At 75.8% G+C, this 11,452-nt stretch carries 9 protein-coding genes; 2 read left to right on the top strand and 7 right to left on the bottom strand.

Going from position 1 to position 11,452, the window contains the following annotated elements; all coding sequences use genetic code 11:
* The 7 genes from RM540_RS14300 to RM540_RS14270 form a co-directional block, all read right to left on the bottom strand.
* A partial coding sequence (locus RM540_RS14300; protein ID WP_311665308.1) for a HEPN/Toprim-associated domain-containing protein occupies positions 1–650 on the bottom strand: 650 nt, incomplete at its 3' end.
* Between the two features lie 115 nt (positions 651–765).
* Positions 766–1,173, bottom strand: a complete 408-nt coding sequence (locus tag RM540_RS14295) for an ExbD/TolR family protein (RefSeq protein WP_311665305.1) — start codon at positions 1,171–1,173, stop codon at positions 766–768.
* Between the two features lie 3 nt (positions 1,174–1,176).
* Positions 1,177–1,938, bottom strand: a complete 762-nt coding sequence (locus RM540_RS14290; RefSeq protein ID WP_311665303.1) for a MotA/TolQ/ExbB proton channel family protein — start codon at positions 1,936–1,938, stop codon at positions 1,177–1,179.
* 21 nt (positions 1,939–1,959) lie between these two features.
* The gene (locus RM540_RS14285; RefSeq protein ID WP_311665301.1) at positions 1,960–4,008 is read right to left on the bottom strand and encodes an SPOR domain-containing protein; all 2,049 of its coding nucleotides are present in this window, start codon (positions 4,006–4,008) and stop codon (positions 1,960–1,962) included.
* A gap of 40 nt (positions 4,009–4,048) precedes the next feature.
* On the bottom strand, positions 4,049–5,791 hold the full coding sequence (locus RM540_RS14280; RefSeq protein WP_311665298.1) for a hypothetical protein: 1,743 nt from the start codon (positions 5,789–5,791) through the stop codon (positions 4,049–4,051).
* 3 nt (positions 5,792–5,794) lie between these two features.
* Positions 5,795–6,283, bottom strand: coding sequence for a hypothetical protein (locus RM540_RS14275; protein ID WP_311665296.1), 489 nt, complete (start codon positions 6,281–6,283; stop codon positions 5,795–5,797).
* Positions 6,284–6,330: 47 nt separating this feature from the next.
* Positions 6,331–9,150 carry a tetratricopeptide repeat protein gene (locus tag RM540_RS14270; RefSeq protein ID WP_311665293.1) on the bottom strand — a complete coding sequence of 940 codons (2,820 nt, stop codon included), beginning with the start codon at positions 9,148–9,150 and terminating at the stop codon, positions 6,331–6,333.
* A 249-nt stretch (positions 9,151–9,399) separates the two neighbouring features.
* On the opposite strand from RM540_RS14270, the gene RM540_RS14265 reads away from it, so the two are divergent.
* On the top strand, positions 9,400–10,155 hold the full coding sequence (locus tag RM540_RS14265; RefSeq protein WP_311665291.1) for a hypothetical protein: 756 nt from the start codon (positions 9,400–9,402) through the stop codon (positions 10,153–10,155).
* 192 nt (positions 10,156–10,347) lie between these two features.
* Entirely contained in the window at positions 10,348–11,271 is a 924-nt protein-coding gene (locus RM540_RS14260; protein WP_311665289.1) for a PfkB family carbohydrate kinase, read from the top strand.
* The last annotated feature ends 181 nt before the right edge of the window (positions 11,272–11,452 follow it).

Genomic DNA, 11,452 nt, shown 5'->3' with positions numbered 1-11,452 from the left:
GACACCTCGTCAGCCAGCTCTTCTACCAGCTCATCCGAATCGTCCACCCAACCTCCTAGCACCAAGTCGGTTAAGTCGTAGACCAACTCGGTATCCGATGGAACGGTATCGACCGCAAGCCGGAGAAAGTGCCGATACTCATGCCCGGGGAATCCGTACCAGTTATTGGTAAGCACGTATCTATGCAGGGGAGATAGCGAGGCAGATCGGTCGTAAGGGTTCGCCCGATGAAGTGACTCGGCCTCAATATCACGCACCGTCTCTTGCCACTGGTCCAGCGTAATCTGTCGGAGAACTGAAAGGGTTTCAGCATACAGATCACCATATGAGTCACGGCGACTCCACTCCTCAAGCCTGTCAACCTCAGCACTTCGCCCAACTTCGAACCCCTTCTCAGCGACTGATCGGGTGAAGCCCAACAACTCAAGACGGTCTCTTACGACCGGGACAGTGCAAGCATACTGGATCAGTGTGATTGGGTCGTTCTCCTCACCCTCGTCCACCTCGCCGTACAATCCGCACTCACCCAAGGTGGTCTCGACAAGCCGCTTGTCAGACTCTTGGAAAAGGCTCAAGAGGTAGGGGTCATACCCATTCTTTACCGATCCCAAGCTGAGCGCTCCAAGTTTTATTTCAGAATAGCTACCCATAAAAGAGCCCTGACCGAGGGCAACGGTCTCGGAGCATGCGGCAGAACTAGAACTTCAGCTGACTGTGCGGGCGGTGGCGGAGAAGCACAAGACGCAGCCACCACCCCGCCCCGCCCTACTCCACCGCCACCGCCTCCGTCGCGATCGACACGCGCATGTCGAGGGCCGAGGCCGCCGAGGCCACGGCCGCCAGCCCGGCGATCGACGCGCTGCTGTCGGCGTAGACCGCCAGCGCCTCGCGGTCGCCGCGGACGGCGGCGATAGCCGTCGCGAGGCTGTCGCGGGCCGTCTGCTGCTCGTCGACGAAGAAGGCGCCGTCGCCGTCGATCGTGATGGCCACGTACTGCTGTTCGAGCGGGGCGGCCGAGGCCACGTCCGGGAGGTCGACGCGGAGCCCGTTCTGCGTCACGAACGAGCTCGTGAGCAGGAAGAAGATGAGCAGCAGCAGGACGATGTCCGTCAGCGAGGCGAGGCTGAACGCCGTGATCGGCTTGCGGCCGGACGAGAAGTCGAAGGAGGCCATCGGCTAGGGCGCGACCGCGCGCGGCGGGGCGGGGCGGCGGTCGCCGGCCGGCGTCTGGAGGAGGTCGATAAAGTCGGACGAGGCCCGCTCGAGCCCGTTGACGAGGCGCCCGATGCGGCTCACGAGGAGGTTGTAGGCGAACAGCGCCACGAGCCCGACCGCGAGCCCGGCCGCCGTCGTGATGAGGGCCTCCCAGATGCCGCCGGCGAGCGCGGCCGGGCTCGCCAGCCCTTCGAGGCGCTGGATGTCCTGGAACGCCGCGATCATGCCCGTCACCGTGCCCAGAAACCCGAGCATCGGGGCGATGGCGGCGACCGATGCTAGCAGGTCCATCCGCTTTTCGAGCGCGTACGTCTCGCGCCGCCCCGCCTCCTGGACGGCCTCCTTGATCTCGCCGATCGGCCGGCCCAGCCGGTCGAGCCCGCGCTGGACGATCCGCGCGGCCGGCGTGTCCTGGGAGCGGCAGAACGCCTTCGCCCCGCTCACGTCGCCGGCCTCGACGTAGTCGGCGACGGTCCGCGTGAGCGTCTCGGGATCGCCCTGCGCCCGGCGCAGCGCGCGGACCCGCTCCCACACGATCGCCACCATGAGCACGGACAGGAGCAGGATGAACACCATCGTCCACCCGCCGAGCAGGAGCAGGCGGACGCCGCCCGTGAGCGAGTCGAAAAAGGACGGCTCGGCGGCGGGCGCAGTGGCTACGGCGAGCGTGTCGGCCAGGCGGACCGAGTCGGCGACGGCCGTCTGGAGGGCGAGGGGGAGCATGGAGGCCCGGGCGGGGCGGGGCTAGAGGGTGCGGAGGGAGAGCGCCCAGGTTTCGGGCGGGGCTTGGGGCGGGAGCCGGTCGCGGAGGCGGAGCGCCTGCGACCGCGACCGGAACTGGCCCACGGCGACGCGGTGGAACTCGCTCCCCGAGGGCGGGGCGAGGAGCGCGGTTTTGTATCCGGCCTCCTGGTAGCCCCGGCGGATGGCGTCGGCGTCGTCGCGGATCTGGAGCGAGACGACGACGAACGTCCACGTGTCGCGGTCGTCGGGGTCGACGGTGCCGCCGGTGAGCGCGGCGCGGTCGTCGGCGTCGAGGCCGCCGAGCTGGGGCGGGGCCACGTTCACGGCCGGGATCGACCGCGCGGGCGGCCGCGCAGGCGCCGCCCCGCCCGGAACGCGCGGCGGCTGGCCTCCGGGCGCCGCCGCCGCGGGCGGGGCGGGGTCGACGGCGGAATCGGCGTCGTCGTCGGGAGCGGGCGCCGCGGCGTTTCCGGGCACGCCCTGCGCGTTGTCGCGGCGCGGCGCGGCGCGGGAAGCTGGCGGGGCGGCCGAGACGACGGTCGGCTCGGCCTGCGCGACGTCGGTCGCGGCGGTCGGCGGCGCGTCCGGTCCGCGCGAAGTCGCCCACCACGCGAGCGCGGCGACGCCGAGGAGCACGACGGCGGCCACGATCCACCACGGGAACGAGCGCTCGGGCGGGGCGGCAGCGGTCGGCCGCCCCGCCCCGCCCCGGAGCGCCTCGACGGGCGGGGCGACGGCCGGGCCGGCGGCTCCGGGCGGCTTCGCAGGCGGGCCGACGCGGTCGACGGGCACCCGCCGCGGCCGCTCGGGTGCGGACGCCTCGGTCGGTGCGGCGTCCGTCTCGGTGGGCGGGGTGGCGGGTGGCTCGCTGGCCGTCTCGGCGGTCGGGACGGGCTCCGCCCCGCCCTCGTCGCTGGAAGGCGCTGCGGCGCTGGAGAGGGGCGCCGGGTCGTCGCTGAGGGGCGCCGCGGCGGCCGTTCCCAGCGACGCCCACGCCGCGGGCGTCGGGGCGTTGTCGTCGTGGCCCGCCCCGCCCGGATCGGCCGCCCCGCCCAGGTCGTCGGGTGCGGCGTCGGCGTCGAGCGCGGGGTCGTGTTCGGGCGGGGTGGGGGGGAGGACGTCGGCGAGCGATTCGCCCTCGGGAACGCCGAAGGGGACGGCGAGCGTCTCGTCGTCGGCCTCGTCTCCTGCGGCCTCGTCTTCCGCGGCCTCGGGAGTGCGGGGCGGGGCGGCGTCTTGATCGGCGTCGGCCTCGTCGGCCTCCGTCATGCCGTGTCCGAGCGCGTCGTCTCCGAGCGCGTCGTCTGCCGCCTCGTCGGCGGGCGGCGCGTCCTCCGGCGGGGCGAGCGAGCCCCAGCCGAGGCCGGGCGGGGCGGCGGCCGGGGCGGCGTCGGGCGGGTGGGGGAGGAGGTCGTCGAGGTCGAGCGTCGAAAAGTCCTCGTCCTCGTCGGCGTCCTCCTCCTCGGGGGCGGGCTCGTCGTCGTCCCACTCCGCCGCGGGCGGGTCCTCACCCCAGTCGAACGGGGACGCGTCGGGCGGGGCGGCGTCCGCCTCGCTGTCCGACGCGTCGCCCGCGTCGTCGTGGGGCGGGGCGGGCTCGGCCACCGCCCCGCCCGCCGGCCGCGCCTCGATGGGGGCGAGCCCGTCGTACGCCTGGTTGACGGCGTCGAGGAGCGACGACTCGACGCCGAGCACGACGCCGCGGCTCGTCCGCCGCAGCAGGCCGATGCCGTGGAGGCGGGCCTCGCCGGTCGTCGCGAGCCGGGCCTCGACCTGGTCTACGGCGTCGGCCAGCGCGCCCTCGGCGTCGCCGGGCGGGAGGCCGAGCGCGCGCGCGAACGCCGCCGCGATGGGCTCGGCCGTCTCGTCGGCGCCGGCCAGCCCGATCGTCTCGCCGGGCGGGAGGATCGTGCGCGAGCCGTCCGCGTGCTCCTCGACGCGCGCCGACACGTGCTGGCGGACGAGCGTGCCGAGGCCGGGGAGCGGGGCGGGCCGGCCGGTCACGAGCCGCTCACGGAGGGCGGCGGCGAGGGCGTCGATCGGTGTCACGGGGCGTGCGGGTGCGGGGAGGGCAAGCTACGGGGCGGCGTCAGCGGGCGAGGCGGAGCCCGAGCATGACGGCGAACGGGGGCCGCGGGAAGCCTGGCCAGCGCTCGGCCTCGCCGACGAGCCGCTCGGCCCGCAGCGTGACCGAGAACGGGTCGTAGACGTCGTAGCGGGCGTCGAGCGAGACGAGCCCCCACGCCGAGGCGTCGTCGCCGCCGATCCGCTGCGTGGGCCGCGGCCCCTCGCCGTAGGCGGCCAGCCCGACGCGCCCGCGCGGGAACGGGACCTGGACGCCGGCCCGCCCCACGAACGGGGCGTAGAACGGGACCGAGTCGCCGTCGTCCGTCCGCGCGTAGCGGTACTCGACGCCGGCCGACGCCTCCGCCCCGCCCGGGGCCGTCGCCACGAGGTCGGCGCCGGCGCCGTAGACCGTCGCCTCGACGTAGTCCTCAGCGTAGAGCGCGTCGCCGCCCCGCTCGAAGACGAGGAGCGTGGGCGCGTAGAGCCCGATCCCGAACGCCCGCGCGCGAAACGGGCCGCGCCCGACCTCGACGCCGGCGCGGGCGTCGACCGGGAGCACGTCGGGGACCACGAGCGGGTCGGGCGCGACGAACGGGTTGAGCGCGGCGAGGTCGGAGAGCGACCGAGCGGCCAGGCGCGGCGTGTTCGTCGCGAACGCCGTCATGCCGCGGAGCGGGAGCGTCAGGTCGATGATCGGCCCGACCGAGACGCTGTTGCCGCCGCCGTCGCCGTCGTAGCCCAGCACGCGGGCGCCGACGACTAGCGACGCCCCGCCCCGCCCGAGCGCGACGGCGGCCCCGGCCGACCCATACTGGACGTCCGCCCCGCCCGAGCCCGGGCTGGCCGTCCCGCCGGCGGCGTCGAGGCGGACGCGGTCGTCCAGGAAACCGGCCCGTGCGAGCGCCTCGAAGCGCCCCTCGGTCGCCTCCTCGTCCCCGTCGGTCCGCGCCAGCCGCGACTGCTCGAACCGGACCTCGGCGTCGTAGCGGACGGCCCCGAACCCTTCCACGCCGACCTCGGCGCCCAGCGAGCGGCGCGAGCGGCGTCCGAACTCGGCGGTCGCCGGCGTCGAGTAGCGGTCGAGGACCGCGTGCCCCTCGATGCGCACGCGGCCCGGTGCGAACGAGTGCCCCCCCGCCCGCACCGCGAACGCGTCCTCGCCGACCCGCTGGTCGAACCCGACGTCGCCGCCCGGAATCCCGTCGTAGTCGGCGTCGACGAAGAAGGCGCCCGCGGCCCCGGTCGCCGCGAGGTCGGCGCGCCCGTAGCGGGCGACGTGGGATCCTACGCCGCCCTCGACGCGGAACGTGTTCGGCTCGCGGGCCGAGAGCGCCGGCTCGGGCGGGGCGTCGAGGACGTAGACCGGGAGCGCGTCGAGGTCGGGCGCGAACGGCCGCGTGGCCGGCTCGCGCTCGGCCGGCACCACGTACGTCCGCGGCGGCGGCCCAAAGCCCGAGAGCGGCTGGCGCTCGATGTCCGGGAGGCTCACGCGGACGGTCCCCCGGCTCTCGAATACGCGCGGCGTGAGGCTGGGGAGCCGCTCGTCGTCCGGCGTCTGCGCCGCCGCGAGGGCGGGGAGGAGGAAGGGAAGCAGGAGGAGAGCCGCCCCCAACCGCCCCGCCCGGAGGAGAGCGCCCGTAGGGACACGACTCGTCGCGTCCGCCGCGGGCGGGGCGGGCACGGCGGACTGCGACGGCGCCGCCCCGCCCGTCTGGGCGGAGGGCGGGGTGGGGGGCAGGGTCCTGGCAGGCGAGAACGCGCGCATGGCTCAGAGGGCGGGGTCGGGGAGGCGGGCGCCGGCGAGGAGGGCGCGCTCGAACGCAGTCCGGGCGGGGCGGTCGGCGAACGCGCCGTCGGGGAGCCACACGACCTCGCTGGGGAACAGCTCGACGAGGACGCCCTCGTCGCGGGGCTCGGCGGCGTGGAGCGCGTCGAGCCGGTAGGCCGCGTGCGAGACGCCCTCGACGTCGACCACGAGGTCGGCCTCGGTCACGCGCGCCGTCACGGCGCGGCCGATGTCCGACCGCCCCGCCCCGGCCGCGCGGGCGCGGCGGCGCGCCAGCGTCGGGTAGAGCGCGGCGACGACGGCGAAGTAGCCGGCGGCGACGAAGAACAGCCCGCCCCCGCCGACGAACCACCACCACGCGAGGGCGGCCGCGAGCGTGATGACGGCGTAGCCGGCCAGCCGCGTCTGCGCCGTCCGGCGGCGCTCGCGCGTGCCGTGCAGGACCGTCTCGGCGAACACGTCGCGGGTCATGACGAACCGGGCAGTGGGGGCCTCGGGGGGGCGGGGCGGCGTCGGGGTCACGGGGCGCCGCCGTCCTCGCCGTCGACGGGGGGCGGGGCGGGGGCGAGCTCGGGGCGGGCGCGGAGCACGGCGCGGGCGGCGGCCGACTCGGGGTAGCGCTCGACGAGCGTGCGGAGCCGGTCGTCGCCCTCCTCGGGGCGGCTGAGCGCGTCGAGCGCCGTCGCTTCGAGGCGGAGCGCGGCGGCGACGCGCTCGGTGTCGGCGGGGTAGGCCGCGGCAAAGCCTGCGGCGACGGCCCGCGCGTCCTCGGCGTCGCCGGACGCCAGGAGCGCGTCGGCCAGCTGGAGCTGGGCCTCGGGCGCGAGCGCGCTCTCGGGGAACCGCGTGAGCAGGCGCCGGAGCGCGCGCGCGGCGTCGGCCGCGTCGCCGGCGGCGCGGTACGCCCCGCCCAGCGCGAGCAGCGCGTCGGTCTCGACCTCGGGCGGCGGGCCGCTCTGGAGGAGCCCCTCGAGCTGCGCCACCGCCAGCGAGTCGCGGCCGGCCGCCAGCGACGACTGCGCCCGCGACAGGCGAATTCTCGCGCGCGCGGCGGGGTCGGTGACGCGGGCCTCGGCCGCCGCGACCGCCGCGTCGACCTCGCCGCCCCGCCCCTGCTCGCCGAGCGCGAATGCGAGCCCGTCGAGCGCGTCGGTCACGAGCGGCGAGCCCGGGTAGCGGTCGAGGACGGTCCGGTAGGCGGCCTCGGCGTCGGCGTACCGCTCCTGGTTGAGGCGGACGTCGGCGACGCCCAGGAGCGCGCGCGCGGCGGCCGGGTCCTGCGGCCGCTCGCTCAGCACGCGCTCGTAGTCCGCGACGGCCGGGTCGTAGTCGCCGCGCGCGGCCAGGAGCGCGCCCCGCGCCACGAGCGCCTGCGCGTACAGCTCGGACTGCGGGTACTTGGTGAGGAGCCGGGCGTAGGCGGCGAGGGCGCTGTCGGTCTGCCCCTCGCTCCCGAACGCCTGCGCCGTCTGGTAGAGCGCGTAGTCGCCGCCCTGGCGCTCGGACGTGGCCGCGGGCACGCGGGCGTAGACCTGGCGGGCGTCGTCGTAGCGGCCGAGCGCGTAGTAGGCGTCGCCCAGGCGGAGCAGGGCGTCGGCGTAGTAGGGGACCGACTCGGCGCTCCGCGAGTAGGCCGAGAGGAACCGCTCGAAGCCGGTCGCGGCGGCGTCGTAATCGCGGCGCTTAAAGTGGGTCCACGCCAGCACGTACCGCCCCGCCGTCGCCTGGCGGTGGTCGGGGTAGCGCGCGAGAAAGTCGGCCAGAATGGTCTCGGCGCGGGCGTACTCGCCGGCCTGAAACGCCGCCTCGCCGGCCCAAAACAGGGCCTCACCCGCGCGCGGCCCCGCCGGGTCCGCCTCGGCCACGGCGAGCAGCGCGGGGACGGCGCCGACGTAGTCGCGCGTGCGGAACCGGGCGTAGGCGTCCTGGAACGCGACCTCGGCCCGCGTCTCCGCCGAGGCCGTCCCCAGGTTTTCGGCCTGGGCGAACGCCTCGCGAGCGCGGGCGGCGTCGCCGAGCGCGGCGTAGGCCTCGCCGAGCATCCGGGCGGCCTCGCCGGCGTACGGGCTCTGCGGGTACTCCGCGAGGAGCCGGTCGAAGGCGCCCGCGGCGTCCGTGTAGCGGCGGCGCTCGTAGCGGAGCAGGCCGAGCTCGAGGAGCGCGGCGTCGGCGTAGGCGCCGTCTGGGCGGTCCTCGGCGGCGGCAAAGGCGGCCTCGGCGTCGGCCAGTTCGCCGAGCTGCTTGAGCGCGAGGCCCTGGTAGTAGGCCGCCTCGTGGGCGACGGCGTCGGCCGCCCCGCCCGGTGCGCCTTCCAAGGCCGCCCCGCCCGCGCGCGCGGCGGCGAGGGCGTCGGCCGCCCGCTGCCAGTCGCCGTCGGCGTAGGCCGCGCGGCCCTCGGCGAGCCGCGCGCGGCGGCCGTAGCGGCTGGCGTCGGGGACGGCCGCGAGCGCGGCCTCGGCCGCGTCCATCTGGCCCAGGCGCACGCGCGTCTCGCCGGCCAGGAGCGCCGCGCGCTCGGCGTCGTCGCCGGCGAGGGCGGGGCGCCGGGCCTCGGCCTCGGCGGCGGCCTCGTCGAGCCGCCCCGCCCGGAGGTACGCCTCGGCCAGCCCCAGGCGGACCGCCGCGTTCTCGGGGGCCGTCGGGTAGCGGTCGCGCAGCCCTTCGAAGGCGGCCGCCGCTCCGCCCCAGTCGCCGGCCTCGACGCGCGTCGTGCCCAGCGCGTAGAGCGCGGCCGGCGCCGTCGGCGTGTCGAGCGCGGCGGCCTGCGCGAAGGCGGCCTCGGCGGCGGCCGGGCGCCCCTGGCGGATCGCCGTCTGGCCCAGGAGATACGCGGCCTCGGCCTCCAGCGCGGGCGGGGCGGGGCGGGCGAGCGCGGCCTGGAGCGCGTCCTCGGCCTGGTCGTACGCGCCCGACGCGTAGTAGTAGCGGCCCAGCGCCAGCCGCGCGTCGGCGGCGAACGGGCTGGCGGGGTAGTCGGTCTCGAACCGGGCGAACAGGTCGGCCGCGCCGCGGCCGTCGCGCGACGCCAGCGCGGACTCGGCTTGGAGGTACAACGCCTCGGCAGCGCGAGGGCTCTCGGGGTACCGCTCGCGGAAGGCCTCGAACGCCCGCGCGGACGACTCGTAGAGCGCGCCGTCGAACAGGGCGCGGGCCTCGTCGAACGCCTCGGCCGCCCGCGCCGGGTCGGGCGCGACGAGCCGCCCCGCCGTCTGGGCGTAGGCGGGCGGGGTGGCGACGGCGCCGCACGCGAGCGCGGCGGCGAGCCACCGGGTGGCGAACCACCGGGGACGGGACGGGGGCGCGGGCCGACGCGGCGCGCGCAGAGACCGGAGGGGCATGGGGGGACGACGTCCGGCGAAGGGGCGCAATCTACGCGACCGCCGGCCCCACCGTCCCTGCGCCACCCCGCCCCCGAACGAATCGTGCGTGCGCGGAGGCCGGGGCGGGGCGGCCGCTCTTGACGCCCTCTCCGCCCGAGGCGCGGGCGGGCTAGAAACAAAGGGGGGGCGGGGCGTCGTACCTACGCTCTTTCCCTCTCTTCCCCAGAGCGCCCCGCGCGCCCCTTCTCCCCAGACTCCATCAGACTCATGGCCGACGACTCCACCAAGAACACCCCGCCCGCCGGGACCCCGGGCAACGCCGCCAAGGGCAACGCTGCCAAGAGCGACACCGCTACGGGCGGTAGCGCTACGGGCGGCACCACGGGCGATGCCCCGGCCCTCCCCGACGCCACCATCGAGCCCGTCGCGCAGGAGGCGGCCACGGCGTCGAGCCCGACCCGCCCCCCGCTCCCGGCCGACTACGAGATGCCGGACGACTACGCCGACCAGGACTGGGTGACGAAGACGAAGTCGTGGGTCGAGGAGCACCCCGGGCTCGCGATCCTCGCGGCGACCGGGATCGGCCTGCTCGCCGGCCGCGTCGTGACGGCCCTGCTCCCCGACCCCGAGCCCACGCTCGCCGACCGCGTCGAGAAAAAGGCCAAGGTGTACAAGAAGGAGGCCGCCAAGCGCCGGAAGCAGTACAAGAAGGAGGCCGAGGCCTTTAAGAAGGACGCCGAGAAAAAGGCCAAGAAGTACCGGAAGTCGGCCAAAAAGGAGATCGCCTCCTTCCGCAAGGACCCCGAGGACTACATTGAGGACGTCGGCGACTCGCTCGAGGACAGCCTCCAGCGCGCGGCCAAGCTGCTCCGCCACTCGGCCGACGAGGCCGGCGACACGCTCGAGGACGGCTACGAGCGGAGCAAGGACTTTGTCGACCACGTCTCGGACGCCGTCAAGGTGGCGCTCTCGGGCGTCGTCGCGGCCAAGGTCGACGACTGGGTCAGCAAGGCCCGCCACTAGCCGGTTCGAGGGCTTCGGCCCGTCCGGTCCCGCGGGGGCGCTCCAGGTCCGGGGCGCCCCCGCTGTCGTGGGGACCACCCCGCCCGGCGCCACCCCGCCCTGCACGCGATGTTCGCCGGCCGAGGGCGGGGCGGTCGGGGCGCCCGCGTAGTTTGGCGCCTGCCCCTCCCGCTTCCCCATCCCGCCCGTCCCATGAGCATCCTCGTCGTCGGGACCGTCGCCTACGACACCGTCGAGACCCCGTTCGGCCGCGCCGACCGCGTGCTCGGCGGGTCCGCCACCTACGCCTCGCTCGCCGCCCGCGTGCTCGGGGCCGACGTCGAGCTCAACGCGGTCGTCGGCGGCGACTTCGCCGAGGCCCACGTCGATGCCCTCCGCGACCGCGGCGTCGGGCTCGACGGGCTCGTCCGCGACGAGGCTGGCAAGACGTTTTTCTGGGAGGGGCGCTACGGCCACGACCTGTCGTCGCGCGACACGCTCACGACCGACCTCAACGTGCTCGCCACGTTCGAGCCCGACCTGCCGGCCTCGCTCCGGGCGCCCGAGATCGTGTGCCTGGGCAACCTCGACCCGGTCATCCAGGGCGCCGTCATCGACCAGACCGCGGCGGCCGCCCCGCTCGTCGTGGCCGACACCATGAACTTCTGGATCGAGAGCGCGCCCGAGGCCCTCGCCGAGACGATCGCGCGCGTCGACGTGCTGCTCGTCAACGAGGAGGAGGCCCGGCAGCTCGCCGACACCCCGAGCCTGGTCAAGGCGGCCCGCGACATCCGCGCGATGGGGCCGCGGACGGTCGTCATCAAGAAGGGCGAGCACGGGGCGCTCCTGTTCTGCGACGACGACGTGTTCGCCGCCCCGGCCTACCTCCTGGAGACCGTGGCCGACCCGACCGGGGCCGGCGACACGTTCCTCGGCGGGTTCGCGGGCCACCTCGCGCGGAGCGGGGCGCGCTCGTCCGAGGCCATGCGGCAGGCGGTCGTCGTGGGCTCGGCGCTCGCCTCGTTCGTCGTCGAGTCGTTCGGGCCGGACCGGCTGCTCGAGACCACGTCCGACGACCTCGACGGGCGCCTCGAAGCGTTCCAGCGCCTGGCGTCGGTCCCCGCCCTCGTCTTTTAGAGACGGTTTGGTAGGCAACGTCAAGTCTCCTCCCCCCAGCGGGGGGAGGCAGGGAGGGGGGACCCAGGGTGGCCGCCCCGCCCGCGACGGCCGCCGCGCGGTTCGTGTTGCGTGTCCGAGGCCGGCGCAACACGCTATGCCACCACCCGCCGACTCGTCACGTCGGGTTTGGCGCTGCGCT

The organism is Rubrivirga litoralis, from assembly GCF_031846415.1.
Taxonomy (GTDB): domain Bacteria; phylum Bacteroidota; class Rhodothermia; order Rhodothermales; family Rubricoccaceae; genus Rubrivirga; species Rubrivirga litoralis.
Note: the sequence above shows the minus strand (reverse complement) of the source record. Positions and strands in the feature narration are given on the sequence as shown.